The sequence below is a fragment of the Bacillus sp. SIMBA_008 genome (assembly GCF_046535495.1).
Classification (GTDB): domain Bacteria; phylum Bacillota; class Bacilli; order Bacillales; family Bacillaceae; genus Bacillus; species Bacillus subtilis.
Genome location: NZ_JAWRWL010000004.1, coordinates 126864 through 144966, shown reverse-complemented (window position 1 = coordinate 144966; position 18103 = coordinate 126864). Strand labels below are relative to the sequence as shown.

The 18103-nt window shown below is 45.9% G+C and carries 15 protein-coding genes; 4 read left to right on the top strand and 11 right to left on the bottom strand.

Annotated elements, in window-relative coordinates:
• Positions 1-51 precede the first annotated feature (51 nt).
• Positions 52-516: a MarR family transcriptional regulator gene (locus SB658_RS14870; protein ID WP_003246360.1), complete on the bottom strand. Its 465-nt coding sequence runs from the start codon at positions 514-516 to the stop codon at positions 52-54.
• Positions 517-628: 112 nt separating this feature from the next.
• Here SB658_RS14870 and bmr3 point away from each other — a divergent pair, with 112 nt between their 5' ends.
• Entirely contained in the window at positions 629-2167 is a 1539-nt protein-coding gene (bmr3, locus tag SB658_RS14865; RefSeq protein WP_144500913.1) for a multidrug efflux MFS transporter Bmr3, read from the top strand.
• Between the two features lie 43 nt (positions 2168-2210).
• Here the strand turns inward: bmr3 and SB658_RS14860 are convergent, their stop codons facing one another.
• From SB658_RS14860 to SB658_RS14840, 5 genes are all read right to left on the bottom strand, one after another.
• The gene (locus SB658_RS14860) at positions 2211-3836 is read right to left on the bottom strand and encodes an L-lactate permease (RefSeq protein ID WP_101501840.1); all 1626 of its coding nucleotides are present in this window, start codon (positions 3834-3836) and stop codon (positions 2211-2213) included.
• Positions 3837-3867: 31 nt separating this feature from the next.
• Entirely contained in the window at positions 3868-4833 is a 966-nt protein-coding gene (locus tag SB658_RS14855; protein ID WP_072173905.1) for an L-lactate dehydrogenase, read from the bottom strand.
• Positions 4834-5009: 176 nt separating this feature from the next.
• Positions 5010-6989, bottom strand: coding sequence for an alpha-amylase (amyE, locus tag SB658_RS14850; protein WP_003234692.1), 1980 nt, complete (start codon positions 6987-6989; stop codon positions 5010-5012).
• A gap of 148 nt (positions 6990-7137) precedes the next feature.
• Positions 7138-7719, bottom strand: a complete 582-nt coding sequence (locus SB658_RS14845) for a DUF6773 family protein (RefSeq protein ID WP_003246445.1) — start codon at positions 7717-7719, stop codon at positions 7138-7140.
• A 115-nt stretch (positions 7720-7834) separates the two neighbouring features.
• Positions 7835-9268, bottom strand: coding sequence for a YfcC family protein (locus tag SB658_RS14840; protein ID WP_003246402.1), 1434 nt, complete (start codon positions 9266-9268; stop codon positions 7835-7837).
• A gap of 149 nt (positions 9269-9417) precedes the next feature.
• Here SB658_RS14840 and SB658_RS14835 point away from each other — a divergent pair, with 149 nt between their 5' ends.
• Positions 9418-10569: a M20 peptidase aminoacylase family protein gene (locus SB658_RS14835; RefSeq protein WP_003234698.1), complete on the top strand. Its 1152-nt coding sequence runs from the start codon at positions 9418-9420 to the stop codon at positions 10567-10569.
• Positions 10570-10607: 38 nt separating this feature from the next.
• On the opposite strand, the gene opuAC is transcribed toward SB658_RS14835, so the two are convergent.
• The 3 genes from opuAC to opuAA are packed head-to-tail and all read right to left on the bottom strand — an operon-like array spanning position 10608 to position 13595.
• Positions 10608-11489 carry a glycine/proline betaine ABC transporter substrate-binding protein OpuAC gene (gene opuAC / locus SB658_RS14830; RefSeq protein WP_003234700.1) on the bottom strand — a complete coding sequence of 294 codons (882 nt, stop codon included), beginning with the start codon at positions 11487-11489 and terminating at the stop codon, positions 10608-10610.
• Positions 11489-12337, bottom strand: coding sequence for a glycine/proline betaine ABC transporter permease subunit OpuAB (opuAB, locus tag SB658_RS14825; RefSeq protein ID WP_003234703.1), 849 nt, complete (start codon positions 12335-12337; stop codon positions 11489-11491). The genes opuAC and opuAB overlap by 1 nt, the downstream gene beginning before the upstream one ends.
• A gap of 1 nt (position 12338) precedes the next feature.
• Positions 12339-13595 (bottom strand): glycine/proline betaine ABC transporter ATP-binding protein OpuAA, encoded by a 1257-nt coding sequence (opuAA, locus tag SB658_RS14820; protein WP_003246301.1) that lies wholly within the window; start codon positions 13593-13595, stop codon positions 12339-12341.
• Between the two features lie 289 nt (positions 13596-13884).
• Here opuAA and SB658_RS14815 point away from each other — a divergent pair, with 289 nt between their 5' ends.
• Together SB658_RS14815 and SB658_RS14810 are read left to right on the top strand one after the other, a co-directional pair.
• Entirely contained in the window at positions 13885-14187 is a 303-nt protein-coding gene (locus SB658_RS14815) for an ArsR/SmtB family transcription factor (protein WP_010886398.1), read from the top strand.
• Between the two features lie 68 nt (positions 14188-14255).
• Positions 14256-15428, top strand: a complete 1173-nt coding sequence (locus SB658_RS14810) for an MFS transporter (protein ID WP_003246304.1) — start codon at positions 14256-14258, stop codon at positions 15426-15428.
• Positions 15429-15680: 252 nt separating this feature from the next.
• On the opposite strand, the gene niaP is transcribed toward SB658_RS14810, so the two are convergent.
• Both niaP and SB658_RS14800 read right to left on the bottom strand, forming a co-directional pair.
• The gene (niaP, locus tag SB658_RS14805) at positions 15681-16883 is read right to left on the bottom strand and encodes a niacin permease NiaP (RefSeq protein WP_003246397.1); all 1203 of its coding nucleotides are present in this window, start codon (positions 16881-16883) and stop codon (positions 15681-15683) included.
• A gap of 121 nt (positions 16884-17004) precedes the next feature.
• A complete protein-coding gene (locus SB658_RS14800; protein WP_003234715.1) occupies positions 17005-18096 on the bottom strand; it encodes a toxic anion resistance protein in 1092 nt (363 codons plus the stop codon).
• Between the last annotated feature and the right edge of the window lie 7 nt (positions 18097-18103).

Genomic DNA, 18103 nt, shown 5'->3' with positions numbered 1-18103 from the left:
TGTATCTTGTACAATTTATTCGGGAAAGGGCCAAGCTATGCACAAATTCACTTACTGTTTCAGACGTTCAAGCTCTTCCTCCATAATATCGGCGGCTTTGCCTACAAAACTGAAAATGAGTTCCAGCTCCTCTTCCGTATATTCGCGGCACAAATCCATCGTTGACTCAGACAGAGGACGGAACAAATCCTTTATATGTTTTTTCGAAGCAGTCAAAGGGACGATTACGACTCTCCTGCGATCGTTCGGGTCCTTTTCACGAGCCACATACCCCGCTTTTTCCAGCCGGTCAACAAGCGCCGTGACGGAACCCGTGCTGAGGCCGGTTTTTTTCCCCAGTTCTCCGGCCGTCATCGGACCTGCTTCATTTAAAATGTCAGCTGATTTCAAATCGGTAGGAAACAGACCGAGAGCTTGAGCGGCTGCCTGATGAAACAGAACCGTTCTTGTGCCCAGTTTTCGAAAAAGCTGAACAGCAGTCTTTTCCAACTCACTTCTGGAATTTCTTGTTGACAACTGACAGTCCTCCCTATAAAATCGAGTTTATCTTGATAATCGAGATATTCAATGATCAAACTATTATCATGATATCAGAACTTACATAGAAAAGTAAGAGGAGGTAGAACAAATGGACACAACAACAGAAAAACAGGCTTCCACCAAATTTGTGGTCCTCGGTCTCCTGCTGGGCATCTTGATGTCTGCAATGGACAATACGATTGTTGCCACCGCGATGGGCAATATCGTAGCCGATCTTGGAAGCTTCGATAAATTTGCCTGGGTGACGGCATCCTATATGGTGGCGGTTATGGCTGGCATGCCGATTTACGGCAAGCTTTCCGATATGTACGGCCGAAAACGTTTTTTCCTGTTTGGACTTATTTTTTTCTTAATCGGTTCGGCTTTATGCGGGATTGCCCAGACGATGAATCAACTGATCATCTTCCGGGCCATTCAAGGGATCGGAGGCGGCGCGCTCCTGCCGATTGCCTTTACCATTATCTTTGATTTGTTTCCGCCGGAAAAACGCGGAAAAATGTCCGGCATGTTCGGTGCTGTATTTGGATTATCCAGTGTTCTTGGTCCGCTCTTAGGGGCGATCATTACAGATTCGATCAGCTGGCACTGGGTGTTTTACATCAATGTGCCGATCGGCGCATTGTCATTGTTTTTCATTATTCGCTACTACAAAGAATCTCTGGAGCACAGAAAGCAGAAAATAGACTGGGGCGGCGCGATTACATTAATCGTATCCATTGTATGCCTGATGTTCGCCCTTGAGCTTGGCGGCAAAACATACGATTGGAATTCCATTCAGATCATCGGGCTGTTTATTGTATTCGCCGTTTTCTTCATTGCCTTTTTTATTGTGGAGAGAAAAGCAGAAGAGCCGATTATTTCTTTCTGGATGTTTAAGAACCGCTTGTTTGCCACAGCGCAGATTCTCGCTTTTTTGTATGGCGGAACATTTATTATTTTAGCGGTATTTATTCCGATTTTCGTTCAGGCGGTCTACGGCAGCTCGGCGACAAGCGCGGGCTTCATTCTGACGCCGATGATGATTGGATCAGTCATCGGAAGCATGATCGGCGGAATCTTCCAAACGAAGGCAAGCTTCCGCAATTTGATGCTGATATCTGTTATAGCTTTCTTTATCGGCATGCTGCTTCTTTCCAATATGACGCCTGACACAGCACGGGTATGGCTGACAGTCTTTATGATGATTTCAGGCTTTGGTGTAGGCTTTAACTTCTCCCTGCTGCCGGCGGCATCGATGAATGATCTTGAACCTCGCTTTCGGGGAACGGCAAACTCTACAAATTCATTTTTGCGATCATTTGGCATGACCTTAGGCGTCACCATTTTCGGAACGGTGCAAACAAACGTATTCACGAACAAGCTGAGTGACGCCTTCAGCGGTATGAAAGGCTCAGCGGGATCAGGTGCTACGCAAAATATTGGCGACCCGCAAGAGATATTCCAAGCGGGAACACGTTCCCAGATTCCTGATGCGATCCTGAATCGCATTATTGACGCGATGTCATCAAGTATTACGTATGTCTTTTTGCTCGCTTTGATTCCAATTGTCCTCGCGGCGGTTACCATTTTATTTATGGGAAAAGCCAGAGTGAAAACAACAGCCGAAATGACAAAGAAAGCAAATTAACATAAAAAAGCAGTACATGCTGGGCATGTACTGCTTTTTTCTATTACACTCCAAATCTTGCAAGAATAAACGTCCATATACAAATGATCAATAACAGAATCAGGCTGTACGCCACTGTCCTTTTAAACAGTTTAGATTCCTTGCCTGTTTGGCCTACCGCTGCGGCAGCGATGGCGATAGATTGAGGAGAAACAAGTTTCGCCATGACACCGCCCGCCGTATTTGCGGCTAACAGCAAGTCTGAACCCGCACCGATCTGCGCTCCGGTGACAACCTGCAAATGGCCGAACAAAGCATTATTGCTGACAACAGAACCGGTGATGAACACGCCAATCCAGCCAAGAACAGGACTGACAAACGGGAACAGGTCTCCTGTTTTCGCCAATGCTAACCCAATTGAAGAGCTGAGCCCTGCGAAGTTGGCCAGATTGGCAAACCCCATCACGAAGCAGATCGTCATAATCGGCACCCACAGCTCTTTTCCTGTCTCCTTCAGGGAAGCAAAGGCATCCCGGGAGGAGAACTTTTTGCTGAACAGCCCTGTCACGATGACCGCCGCTAAAATCGCTGTACCAGTCGCTGACAGCAGATCAACTTTAAAGACTGCATCTAACGGCATGGCAGATGGCGCAATCGGCGGCATTTTCATAATTTGCTGATGCAGAAAAGGCATTTTAAACAGGAGCGTTGATTGATATAACAGCCCGCCTTCTTGGAAAAGCGCTTTGAAGGCAGGAAGGCTCCAGATGGTGATCGCCGCAGTTAAAATGTAGAAAGGAGACCACGCTTTCGCAATGTCAGCGGCACGGTATGCCTTTTTCTCACCAGCATCGCCGGCCCCTTCCTCGCGGTAAATCTCTTTCGGCTGCCATTTGCGGAGGAAGAGGGCAAGCCCGCCCATGCTGAATAAGGCCGCCAAAATGTTTGCTAATTCCGGCCCGAGCACCGCCATTGTCAGTGTCTGAACCGCTGTATACCCACCGCTCACAACCAGAAGAGCGGGCCATGTCTGTTTGATTCCTTTCATTCGGTCTAATAAGAATACAAGCAGGAATGGTATTAAAAATGAGATCATCGGCAGTGTCCACATTAATGTCCGAGACAGCTCAAGAGCAGACAAATCACCAATCTGCGCCCCTGTGATGACAGGAATCCCAATCGCCCCAAAGGCTCCGGAGGCGGCGTTTGCAATCAAGCAGAGCGCCGCCGCTTTTAACGGTTTAAAACCAAGTTCGACGAGCAGCGCCGCACTAATCGCAATCGGAACACCAAAACCGGCCGCGCCTTCTAAAAACGCGTTAAAACAAAAACCAATTAATAATAGCTGTAATCGTTGGTCAGGCGAAATGCCGGCAATGCTGGACCGAATAATGGTAAATTTCCCGGTTTTCACTGCGATTTTATACAGCCACACCGCCATCAGGACGATGTAGCCAATAGGCCACAGCCCGCTCCCGATTCCTAACAAAACAGAAGAAATCGCTTTTTCAACCGGCATATGAAATGCCAAAACGGAGACGAAGAAACTGACGGCTAGGGTAAGAAATGCCGCAAGAATGCCTTTCATTTTCAAAACAGTTAAAGCCAAAAGAAAAAAGAGAATCGGAGTGAGCGCCACAAGTGCGCTCACATACTCGTTTCCAAACGGATCATACAACTGCTCCCACATTGACAATCAGCCCTTTACTCTAAAGTTGCGGTTAGTTGACTTTTTGTTCTGCAAAATGAGGTTTTAAAATGTTTTTAAGGACGCCGGCGCTGTGAAGGAACTGTTCTTTTTCTTTCTCATTTAAGTTCAGCTCAGTGATACCTGCGATCCCTCCGCGGTTCACGACAGCCGGCACACCGATGTACACGTCATCTGCACCGTATTGCCCGTCCAAATATGTGCTGACAGTTAATATGCTGTTTTCATTATGAAGAATGGTTTTTGTAATGCGAGCAAGACTCATCGCAACCCCATAATAAGTCGCGCCTTTTTTCTCAATGATATGGTAAGCTGCGTTTTTCACATCATCTACAATTTGGTCCAGCTCCTCTTGTTTGTACGCATCGTTTTTCTCAACGAGTTCACTGACCGGCACACCGCCGACATTCGCGTGGCTCCAAACAGGAAGCTCTGTGTCGCCGTGCTCTCCGATAATATGCGCGTGCACGTTTTGAGGCGCTGCGCCAAAGTATTCGCTCAGCATGAAACGGAATCTCGCAGAATCTAGTGTTGTGCCGCTTCCGATCACCCGCTCTTTTGGCAGGCCGCTGAATTTCCATGTTGCGTAAGTCAGGATATCAACCGGATTTGTCGCGATTAAGAAAATACCGTCAAATCCGCTCGCCATGACTTCACTAACGATGCCTTTGAAAATCTTCAAGTTCTTTTCTACTAATTCAAGGCGTGTCTCACCAGGTTTTTGGTTTGCTCCGGCGCAAATGCAGACAATATCAGCATCCTTGCAGTCTTCATATGTTCCGTAAGATGTTTTGACCGGTTGTGGCGCAAACGCCTTTCCGTGGTTTAAATCCATCACATCGCCCATTGCTTTTTCTTTATTTACATCAATGACCACAAGCTCATCTGTGATCCCTTGGTTAATTAACGCAAATGCATAACTGCTTCCAACAAAACCCGCTCCGATTAAAGCTACTTTATTTACATGTTTGTTCATCATTAATCATCCTTCCAGGGTATGTTTCTCTTTGATGTCTTTTTGTTTGTGAAGTATTTCACATTTATATTGTGCAACACTTCACAAACTTTTGCAAGAGAAAAGTTTTGTCTGATTTATGAACAAAAAAGAAACCATCATTGATGGTTTCTTTCGGTAAGTCCCGTCTAGCCTTGCCCTCAATGGGGAAGAGAACCGCTTAAGCCCGAGTCATTATATAAACCATTTAGCACGTAATCAAAGCCAGGCTGATTCTGACCGGGCACTTGGGCGCTGCCATTATTAAAAATCACTTTTGCGTTGGTTGTATCCGTGTCCGCAGGCAGCGTCAGCGTGTAAATTCCGTCTGCATTTTTAGTCATTGGTTTTCCAGGCCAAGATCCGGTCAATTCAATTACTCGGCTCCCATCATGTTTATAGATATAAGCATTTACCTGGCTCCAATGATTCGGATTTTGATAGCCGATGGTTTTGGCCGACGCTGGATCTCTTTTAACAAAACTGTATTTCTCGGTCCTCGTTACACCATCACTGTTCGTTCCTTTTAACATGATGGTGTATGTTTTGCCAAATGGATCTCCTTTTCCGATTGTGAATTGATCTCCATCCTTAAACGCCGTCTCTGGTCCATTATTGATTTGATAAACGGCTTTTGTTGTATTCGCATCTGCACGCAAGGTAATCGTCAGTTGATCATTGAAAGAATGTGTTACACCTGTTTTGTAATTCTCAAGGAAAACATGAGGCGCTTTTGCAATATCATCAGGATAAAGCACAGCTACAGACCTGGCATTGATCGTGCCTGTCAGTTTACCATCGTTCACTTGAAATGAACCCGCTCCAGCTTTATTGTCATACCTGCCATCAGGCAATTTTGTTGCCGTATTGATAGAGACAGAGGATGAACCTGCATTTGCCAGCACAACGCCATGTGAGCCGCGCTGATTCATAAATATCTGGTTGTTTCCATTCGGGTTCGAGAGTTCCTCAGGCTGTCCAGCCATCACATTGTGAAATCTATTGACCGCAGTGATAGCCTGATCTTCAAATAAAGCACTCCCGCGATCGCCTATTTGGCTTTTCCCCGGGAACCTCACACCATTTCCGCCTCCCTCAGGTCTGGAAAAGAAAAGAGGCGTACTGCCTGAACGAGAAGCTATCACCGCCCAGCCTAAACGGATATCATCATCGCTCATCCATGTCGACTCTTCATCATCATTGGCATACGTATCATGCGACTCTACCCATGTCACTAGCTTGTCCGCAGACACATCAGATGCATAGTGAGAGATATTCGACACGCCCAGATTACGATTCTTTAAAGCGGACCTTATGGAATGCCCATAGTTAGACGCTGTCACATCCATATAATTCGCATATGCAGCATCTCTGGAGGCACTATCCTGCAGGATTTCTCCGTATTGGAACTCTGCAGATGTATTTGTGATATTCGGCCAAAATTGACTGCCGTAACTGCCATCATCTGGAAGCTCTATATGTTTGGCGGCATCAAATCGAAAACCGTCTGCCCCGTCATTCAATGCCCTGTCTAAGAACCGTTTCAGATAGGACTGTACTTGTGTATTTTGTGTATTCCAGTCATACAGCCCGAGCAATGAATTCTGCGTGACATCCCATCGATCAGACCAGTTTTTAATTTGTGTGTTTCCATGTGTCCAGTTTGGAATACTCTTAACCTCATTGGAAATCGCGGCATAATCACTGGTGGTATGATTGATGACCGCGTCAACAATGACCTTTATGCCATATTCTTCAGCGGCTGCACACATTTCTTTAAATTCTTGTTCAGTACCTAAGTAACGGTTGCCAATTTGATACGATGTCGGCTGATACAGCCAGTACCAGTTCGACATGCTTTTATCTCCTTGATTCCCTTCCTTTACTTGGTTAATCGGAGATGTCTGAATGGCTGTATATCCTGCATCATGAATATCCTTCATATTGTGTTTTAACGTATTGAACGACCAATTCCATGCATGAAGAATGGTTCCGCTTTTGATCGACGGTGCTGTAAGCTCATTCGATTTGTTCGCCGTTTCAGCACTCGCAGCCGCCGGTCCTGCCAGAACCAAATGAAACAGCAATAAAAATCCAGCGAATAACGGCAGTAAAGAGGTTTTGAATCGTTTTGCAAACATTCTTGACACTCCTTATTTGATTTTTTGAAGACTTACTTCGGAGTCAAAAATCCCTCTTACTTCATTCTTCCGCTTCCTCCTTTCAAACCGATGTGAAGACTGGAGAATTTTGTTAACGCTTACATTTAAAATTATCACAATCACTCTATCAAAACAACTTGGCAGAGTGAATACAAATCAATGTTCCTATAAAAAAAGCTGCCCGAAACTGTGAACGCTTCCCTCGCTTTCCAAACAAAAAAGATGATTTCTTTTTTATTTCTTCTTTTACCGCTCTTCTGTAAGCCAGCTTCACAATCACATACCGAAGCAGAAACAGAACGCCGCCGCAGACGATAAAAAGAAGAATCATTTTCAGCCAAGCGAAGAATGTATGGGGAATCCCCCTGTCGTACATCGTAAGCACCACTACCGCAAAGGCGACCGCAATTGATTCTATTCGCTGCTGCTTCACCCGTTTTTGCAGTTCTTCTTTGGTGTCTATTCTCGGCATGAGCATTCCGGATGCCGCAGCCCTGATGCAGTAATATAAGATAATGATGAACAAAAACACAAGGCTTGCAGCCCATTCTTTAAACGGAAATTCAAACATAATGCCGCGGATGATCACATCAAGCAGCGCAAATGCTCCCGCTATCATCCCAATCTCCGACCAGATTTTTTGTTCTTTTTCTTTTACTCTCTTATTTTTCCCATTCACGCCTGAAAGTCTATTACGCAGATTATTCATGACCTTCCTCCCGCACTTTTACGAATGGCTTATGGCTTACATGTTACAATAACAGCCTGCGCTTCTGCAATGAATAACTCAAAAGCCCGCCGTACAAGCCGGCGGGCAGCAATCGTTAAAACGGCCCCCAATTGATCATGACTCCGATCACGATAAAGACAAGCCCGATCAAGAACCAAATCAGAGCAAGCGGCACCATAAACCGCAGCCACTTGACATACGGAATACCGCTGGCGGCAAGCACCGCCATGAGAACGCCGGATGTCGGGTTCACACAGTTGACGACCCCTTCTCCAAGCATAACCGCTTCAACCGCAACCTGTCTCGTGATTCCCATCAAATCAGCGAGCGGCGCCAGGATTGGAATAAATACAACGGCTTCGCCAGAACCTGAAGAGATGAGAAAATGAAGCAGCGCACTGGCGATATACATGCCGATTGCCCCAGCAATCGGGCTGAATCCATCCAAAAGTGAAGCCAAAGCATTGACGACAGTATCGAGAAGCTTTCCATTTTCAAGGATAACGGAAATGCTTCGTGCCATCCCGACAATCAGCGCCCCGTATACAAGACTTTGGCAGCCCGTAATGAAGGTTTTGGCAATATCGTTCGCCGCAAGCCCGCCTATTAAACCGGCAAGGACAGAAATAAAAATAAATGTCGCAGCCATTTGGGAATCTGACCAGCCAAGCTTCAAAGCGCCGTATAAAAATCCGACAAGTGAGAGTCCCGCCACAGCCAAAATCAGCTTATGGCGAACGGTAAACGGCACTGACTGATCTTCTTCTTTACCGGCTTCGCCCATTCCTGCCGCAGGGAACCAATCTGTTCCTAACACACTGGCATCTTTTGATTTTTTTAATTTTCTCGTATACAAATAGATATAAATAATAGAAGACAGCAAAAAGCATATGTATATCACAACTCGCAGGCCGATTCCTGAGAAAAGAGGGAGCTCCGCGATTGATTGTGATAAACCGAGCGGTGACGGTGATAATATGGTGGAGTTAAATCCAGCGTAGCAGCCGATGTATATAACAGCGGCTCCCGCGACTGCGTCCCATTTTAAGGATCGTGCCACAATGAGGCCGATGGGGATAAAACCGATAACTGAATTCACGACAATCCCGGTTGTTCCGAGAATGGAGAACAATGCGCCGACAATACAAATAAATAATAATTGCTTTGTGCGGAATTTGCTGATGACATTGTAAATCAGGCCATTGATGGCACCCGTTTTTTCTAGAATAGCAATGGTGCCGCCTGTGAATAAAATCAGAAAGATGATGGGTGCTGATCCAACCATTCCATCCTGTAGAGAAGTAAAAAAGCTGATCAAGCTGACCGGAGACTGTTCAATTGAATGATAGCTTCCCGGAACAGCGGTCGTGACATCCCCCTTTGTCACGCGGTCAAATTCACCTGCCGGCACAATATATGAAGCGATTGCGCAAATGAAAGCAATCATAAATAAGAGGACATAGGCGTCAGGCATTTTAAATGTCATACGTTTTTTCTTAGGCTGTGTTTCGGCTGCTGGCATACTCATATTTCGATCCATCCCCTCTGTTTGAAAATATTAATTATTCTGAAAAGTAGCAATATGTGCTATATTATATACAGCCTATATTTCTGTTTCAATATAAATAAAGTAAAGAAGGTAAAAATTCATTCTGATAGAAGGAGGTATTTCTAACCATGCAAAAGCTTTCAGAAGAAATGAAACAAACCATTATGGACATCTTCGAGCATCTGCACGCGAACCCTGAAGTCAGCTGGAAGGAATATGAGACAACTTCATTTTTGAAACAAAAGCTTGAGGATTTAGGGTGCCGGACGCGCACGTTTTCAGACTGCACCGGGGTTGTCGGCGAAATCGGCTCAGGCTCACCTGTTGTAGCGGTACGCGCTGATATTGACGCGCTGTGGCAGGAGGTTAACGGCACATTTCGCGCCAACCATTCCTGCGGACACGATTCACATATGACAATGGCATTGGGCACGTTAATGCTGCTCAAAAAACAACCTGAGCTTCCGAAGGGCACAATCCGTTTTATCTTTCAGCCGGCAGAAGAAAAAGGCGGCGGCGCCTTGAAAATGATAGAAGAAGGCGTGCTTGATGATATCGACTATTTGTATGGCGTTCACGTCCGTCCGATCCAGGAAACACAGAACGGCCGCTGCGCTCCGTCTATTCTGCACGGATCAAGCCAGCACATTGAGGGAACGATCATCGGGGAAGAGGCTCATGGCGCCCGTCCGCACCTCGGGAAAAACAGCATTGAAATTGCGGCATTTCTTGTACATAAGCTCGGACTCATTCATATTGACCCGCAAATCCCGCATACCGTCAAAATGACAAAACTTCAAGCCGGCGGTGAAAGCTCTAACATCATTCCAGGAAAAGCATCGTTCAGCCTTGATTTGCGCGCACAGACCAATGAAGCCATGGAGGCGTTAATCGCCGAGACAGAAAGAGCCTGTGAAGCGGCCGCCGCTGCATTCGGCGCAAAAATCGATCTGCAAAAAGAACACAGCCTTCCTGCGGCAACACAAAACAAAGAAGCTGAAGCGATCATGGCAGAAGCCATTACAGATATCATCGGGGCTGAGCGGCTTGATGACCCGCTTGTTACTACCGGCGGAGAGGATTTCCATTTTTACGCCGTGAAGGTGCCGAATCTGAAAACAACGATGCTCGGACTAGGCTGCGGGCTCCAGCCGGGGCTCCATCATCCGCACATGACCTTTGACAGAAATGCGATATTTACCGGCATTCATATTTTGGCGAACGCCGTGCTCAAAACATTTCAGAAGGCGGAATCACTTGCTGCCGCTAACGCTTCTTAACGCAAAAAAAGCAGCCTGGCTACAGGCTGCTTTCTTCATTATTTATTCAAATCTTCAATTGAGTTGACATTTTTCATATATTGAGGAACAACAAGCCCCATCTTCACACCAGTCATACTGGTGCCAATATCATCATATTTGCCTTTATATTTAGCAGCGTATGCTTTATGGGTATTCGGCAGCCATGCGGAAAGTGATGCATCCGCACTTCCCGTTGCAATTGCAGTCCACATCGGCCCAGCCTCTACCTGAGTAAGTGTTACCTCATAGCCCAAGTCTTCTAAGACTTTGCCTATGACGTTTGTACTTGCAATCTCACTGTCCCACGCCACATAGGCAAGGTTGATTTTGTCTCCCTTCACCTTTTGAACGCCTTTTGTCCATTCGGCTATCTGATCCTTGTGTTTATTGACGTACTCAGCAGCAACTTTGGCAGGTTTCTCGCCTTCTTCCACTTTGATCATGATTTCGCCCATTTCGTCTTGCGTCCATTTAAACTGGCTCAGAAGCTTTGCGGCATTCGGCTGCTCTTTGCTGAAGCCTTTGCGTGTGATCGTATGGATTTCCTCTGCGCTGCCATAAGATTGTTTCGGATCATCGAGATATTTCAGCTTATATCTGGAGAACATCCAGTGCGGTGTCCATCCTGTAATGATAATCGGTTTCTTACGGTCGTATGACTTTTTAAGCGTAGCGGTCATCGCAGCACTTGACGCTGAAATCAATGTCCAGTCATTCAGGTCATAATCCTTCATCGCTTTGTCAGTCAGGGACATAATCCCTGAACCGGGGTCAATCCCGATGATGGTCTTATTCACTTGTTCTGCTGCGGATGCATTTTCATCGTTTTCTGAACCGCAAGCCGCAAGTGAGAGCGCCAGCATGGCTGAAACGCCGATGCCGATGATTTTTTTAAGCATCAGGCATTCCCCCTGCTTTTCTTCTTCACTTTAATATTTTGAGTAATACGGTCCAGGGTAATGGCAACGATAACGATGGCGATACCGGCCTCTACTCCGACCCCGGTTTTCAGCTGTGTAACGGCACTGTATACTTCAGAACCAAGTCCCGGTGCACCGACCATTGCGGCGATAACAACCATTGATAACGCAAGCATGATGCTCTGGTTAATTCCGGCCAAAATCGTTTTTGTCGCAAGCGGAAGCTGAACTTTAAACAAACGCTGAGCTGTTGTAGAACCGAATGCCTCAGTCGCTTCAATCAGATCCGCCGGCACTTGTTTAATACCGAGAACAGTCATGCGGATTGTCGGCGGCATCGCGAAGATAACAGATGCAACAACACCCGGCACAACACCGATGTTAAAGAAGAAAATCGCCGGCAATAGATATACGAAAGCAGGCATTGTCTGCATTAAATCAAGAATTGGCGTTACAATACGGCGAACCGTTTCCTTCTGAGACGCCCAAATTCCGATCGGTACCCCGACCACAATCGAAATAATCACAGATGTCAACACAAGCGCCAATGTTTGCAGCATTGGGTCCCAATATCCTAAATAATCGATCAGGAGGAATCCAATCAACGTAAATAACGCAATTCCCCTTGTACTGATCCACCACGCAAGTGCGGCGAAAATAATCGTTAACAAAATAGATGGAATAAATCCAAGACCGGTGACAATTCCATTTACAAAAGCGGCCAATCCGTTAGCGATTCCGTCGAAGAATCCGCCAAACGTCATCGTAATCCAGTCAACAAAACGGTCAATAATATCTGCTAAAGGTATTCTAGGCAGTCTATCCATCTTATTTCACCTCCTGTGCAGAAGGATCTTGTGTTTGTTCGTTAGTGCCTTCAGCATTGATATACTCGTTATTGCCGGCAAGTGCGCCAATCAGCGCGCCTCTTACGACAATTCCTTTCATTCTTTGCTTCTCATCCACAACCGCAATTGGAATATTCGCATCGGACACAACGTCAAAAATCTCAGTCAGATACGTATTCTCTGGTACAGTCGTAAATTCTGTATTCAAGATGTCTTGAAGTGACAAATCAGACTCAGCCGCTTTTTTCGCATCAGACGCATAGATAACACCTAATAATTTCTTTTGTTTATCCACTGCATAAATTGAAGAAATTCCAAGGTTTTTCATCAGTGTCAATGCTACGCGAGGCCCTTTATCAATCCGCACTGTTTCAGCGCGTTTCATAATGTGGCCTGCTGTGAGGACTTTAGACAAATCAACATCTTCGACGAATTTCTCAACATATTCGTTAGATGGATTCATCAGGATTTCTTCAGGCGTGCCGATTTGAACGATGTTGCCGTCCTTCATTAGGACAATTCTGTCGCCGATCCGCAACGCTTCGTCCAAGTCATGCGTAATAAAGATAATTGTTTTTCCGACATTATCGTGAAGATCAAGAAGCTCATCCTGCATATCTTTACGAATCAGTGGATCGAGCGCACTGAACGCTTCGTCCATCAGAAGGATGTCCGGGTCATTCGTCAACGCGCGGGCAAGGCCGACACGCTGCTGCATCCCGCCGGAAAGCTGGTCGGGATATTGGTGTTCAAATCCTTCCAGTCCAACGAGCTTAAGAGACTCAAGCGCTTTTTGCTGCCGCTCTTGTTTGTCTACACCTTGAAGCTCCAGTCCGTATTCTGTGTTTTCAAGTATCGTTCTGTGCGGAAACAGAGCGAACTTTTGGAAGACCATGCTGATTTTTTTCCGGCGGACTTCCCGGAGCTGGTCTTTTGACATATTTGTTATCATGTCACCATCAATGTAAATATTTCCGGCAGTCGGTTCAATAAGCCGGTTTAACATCCGTACTAAAGTTGATTTACCGCTCCCTGATAGACCCATGATGACAAATATCTCACCATCATATACTTCAAAATCTGCCTGATTAACCCCAACGGTTGATCCGGTTGCTTTCAGGATCTCTTTTTTTGTCTTTCCGTTGGCAAGCATTTGAACTGCCTTCTTTGTTTGTTTCCCAAAAATCTTAGAGACTTTCTCGACTTTTATCTTAATTGGTTTCTCATCTACACTCATATTTTCCCTCCATATTAAGCAATCTTTATTACCGTAACATTTATGTAACTTCCCACACAAACAGCATATTCTCTTTTATTCTGTACCATTTCTTTATAAACATCCATGTGACCACATGATCTTATTTATGCTTCTAAATGCTCTGTAATCCTCCTATATGATTGTATTTTACGGGTGATTTTTCTCCTACCTTTAGTTGAAAACGCTTTTATTGGAATTGAATTCCTCCTTCCTCTTATGACTTCCTGCTCCTTTACTGGAAAAATAAGTTGCTTTTTCAACACCCATTATGTATTATAGTTTCATGACTATGAAACAATCAGATGATCAAATCAGAGCGCAAATTTTTAAAGCACTGTCTGATGAATCAAGGCTTGCCATTATTCGTACGCTTTATGTCAGCGGAAAAGAACTCAGCTGCGGTGAAGTAGGTGAAAAGTGCAATATTGTCAAAACCACGGCATCTTATCATTTTAAAACGCTGCGTGAAGCGGGATTGACGGCAACCCGGAAAGATTCGCGGACAAAATACGTCAGTCTGCGTGAAGACACATTTCAAACATACCTGCCTGGCTTTTTGGAAACCCTCTAACAAAGGGTTTTCTCTATACATATCTGTTTCATAGTTTTAAAGTTATAAAACAATAGGAGTGATAAAATTTGAATCGCATTTGGCTTTTCTTCAGTGTCATGTTTGTCATTGGCACGGATACCTTTTTGCTTTCGCCGCTTCTCCCCCTTTTACAGGATCAGTTTCATGTCTCTACTGATTTGTCAGGCTGGATGGTCAGTGCTTATGCACTCGGTTATGCACTCTTCGCTTTCATTGCAGGCCCAATCTCAGACCGGCTGAACAGGAAAACAGTCATGCTGTGGGGACTTGCAGGCTTTATCGTATCCACATTTTTATGCGGCATCGCTCCCTCTTTTGCCGCCATGTGCCTGTTCCGTTTTGCCGCAGGCGTTAGCGCTGCGTTTGTGACGCCTCAAATTTGGGCGTCCATCCCAGTCATTGTCCAGCCTTCTCAGATCATAAAAGGCATGGGGATTGCGACAGCAGGTTTGGCCGCTTCACAAATGCTCGGACTTCCTATTGGAGGGTTTCTCGCTTCCTTTACATGGCATACGCCATTTTTCGTTTTGTCAGCGTGCTCGCTTATTCTTCTATTGATCCTGGCGGCGGTCATGCCTGGCATCCGGCCTTCTGAACCATTGGCGCGCCCATCAATTGTCAACCCCTATCGGGAGCTTTTTTCATTGCCGAAAACATCGGTCATTCTGCTTGCCTATTTTCTGTTTCAAACCGGAAACTTCGCATCGTTCAGCTTTCTGGGTACTTGGCTTTCCGCGGATTATCATTTAACCGTGTCACAAATTGGCGCAGCTATGCTTGTACTCGGACTGGGAAATATGCTCGGGAGCCTTATCGGCAGCCGGGTTTCAGAAAAGCTGGGCATGTTTAAAACACTGATCAGCGGGATGCTGCTAATGGGCGCTCTCTATTTCGCTCTTCCGTTCTTTCCAAACTTGTTTTTAGTAGAAGCCGGCTTTTTTCTCACGTTCTTTACAGCTGGCATCATCTTTCCGTTAATGATGGGTGTCTTTCAATCCATTGCACCAAATGCGCGAGGAACCATCGCTTCCCTTTCCAATGCCGCTATGTATGCCGGAACCACTGTCGGTACAAGTATTGCAGGTTTTTTATATCAAAGCACACAGCATTTCGGAGCTGTCACAGGATTTACTGCCATTCTGTTCATACTTTCTATGACGCTCTACCAGACAATCAGTAAAACCGGGAAACGCCAATCCACAGCCCGGGCGCAATTGTAAAAAAGCACCTCATTCAAGAGGTGCCTCAGATTGTTGACAAAATCTTTTCAGCGTGATTGAAAACCCTTGAAGTCTAGGAAGGACGAGCATAGGAGCGGACATTCACAGGATGTGATGACGACGGCGTTTAGGCAGGACGCCTGAGAATTTAGCCGTTGATCCACTTCGCATTGAGCACCGAAGCGCAGTCCTGACAACGAATGCGAGGGTTTGTCGACACGCTGAAAGCACCTCTTTTAAGAGGTGCTTTTCCTATTCTAGCTCAGTTTGTTTCGTTTCTTTCCCCATAATCAAAATACAAGCAACCGCAAGTAAGATTGCAATGCAAAAGATTGAAAAGATGACCGAAAACGAAATATGACGGGCTGCCAGGGTTCCGACGAGCAAAGGCCCGAAGATGCCGCCGATTCTTCCAAACGCTGCTGTCGTTCCTGAACCTGTTGCTCGAATCGCAGTCGGGTATTGCTCCGGGGTATAAGCATACAGCACGCCCCACGCACCGAGATTGAAAAACGATAACAGCACTCCAGCCGTAAGCAGAAGACTTAAGGAATCCGCCGTTCCGAAGAAATAGGCGCTTCCTGCTGTGCCAATCAAGTAAACGACGAGTATCCACTTCCGGCCCGCTTTTTCAATCAGCCATGCGGCAGAGAAATAGCCAGGTAGCTGAGCAAGCGTCATCAGCAGGACATATTCAAAGCTTTGAATCATGCTGAAGCCTTTCAGCAGCATGACACTCGGGAGCCATAGGAACATGCCGTAATAAGAAAACACCACACAGAACCAAACGATCGACAGCATCACCGTCGGCCGTATATACTGTCTTGCCCAGACGCTTTTTACATTCTCCCACATCGACCTCTTTTTGGCAGAAAGCGATTCATATTTCGGCGAATCAGGTAGACTCGTCCGCAGGTACAGCGCATAAAAAGCAGTCAGCGCAGTTAACAGAAGGGCAGCCTGCCAGCCGAAGCTTGGTATCACAAAGTAAGAAATCAAGGCCGCTGCGAGCCAGCCCACGGCCCAAAAGCTTTCCAAAAGCACAATCACTCTGCCCCGCTTTTCAGGCACAACCGCTTCCGAAACGAGTGTTGAAGCGACTGGAAGCTCGCCGCCAAGTCCCATACCAATCACGAAACGAAGGATTAGAAATGCCGATAAGCTCGTCACAAAAGCGGAAATGCCGCTTCCGATGGAAAAGCATAAAAGGGTGATGATGAACACTTTTTTGCGGCCGATTCGATCAGCAAGCAAACCAAACAAAAACGCACCCGCAGCCATGCCGATGGAATTGACGCTTCCGATCCATTTCATTTCTTCGGGCGACAGATTCCACTCTACATGGAGCGCGGCGATAATAAACGATAATATTCCGACATCCATTGCATCAAACAGCCACCCCAAACCGGCGACGCCCAGCAGTTTACGCTGGGATATAGGCTGTTGTTTTCCCATTGCCAACACCTCTGATATGCAAAATGATTACCGTTTAAGTTTACACCTGTCTTTACACATTGTCATTAACTAAATGATGTAATTGAAATACCCCGCTTATGTTCCACAAGCGGGGTTTTTATTATTGCTGCAATGCTGCTTTTTTAATATTATCCTGAAGCTGGGCAATTCGTCTCGCGCCGTCTTCGCGGAGGCGCTTGTTTTCTTCTTCGATTTGTTTTGTTTCCTGCATGCCGCTGACAATCGTGTTCCAAGACGATTCAATCGTTTCAATATCTATGCTCGGTCTGCCGGCCATTCTCGCAATTTCAACACTTTGGCTCGAGATGTTTTCAGCATTTCGTTTCAGCATCTCGTTTGTCCGGCGGTCAAGCTCGCTCATGGAATCAGCCACAAGCTTTTGCCGCTTTACCGTAACAGCCTGAATAATGCCGTTTTTGAAAATCGGAATGGTAATGATAAACGCGGAGTTGATTTTCCCGATCAGCTTTGCATTTCCTCGCTGCAGGAGACGGATTTGAGGTGCGGTTTGAAGCGCCACCATCCGTGCCATGTCAAGATCATACACCCGTTCCTCAAGCGCCTGAATGCCGTTGCGCAACGTATCGAGCTGCATTTGCGCCAGCTGGTTCCCGCTTGCCGCTTTTTCCTCATATGAAGGAAGGATCGACTGCATCTCTTCCAGTTTCATCTGCCCGGCAACGACGTATTTTTCAAGCTCCATATAGTATTTGATATTGTTTTCATACATTTCATCGAGCGTGTAGTTCGTCTTCGTCATCTCATCTTTGTATTTTGAAATCTCAACGTGGATTTTTTCAATCTCTCCGCCAAGCGTCTGATACTTTTTAAAGATTTTTTCAATCATGCTGCCGCCGCGTTTGAAAATTTTCGCCATTAATCCCTTTGGCTCATCAAAATCATTTTTGTCGAAGCGGTCCATGATTTTCCCAAGCTGAGTCAGCATTGTGCCGGAGTCTGTCACGCTTGTTGTTTTCATCATCCCCAAGATGCGGTCAGAGAACTTGGATATTTCAACGGCCGGCTCCTTGCCGTACTCAAGCAGCTCCATTTGGTTTTTGACGTCAATTTGTTGAGCAAGCCGCTTCACTTCTGGTTCCTGACGGAGCTGAAGACGGATATCGTCAGCTTTTTGCTGGGAAATCTCTTCATTTTTATCGAGAACAAGCGGATTTTGATTTTCTGTTGTCATGCTTTTC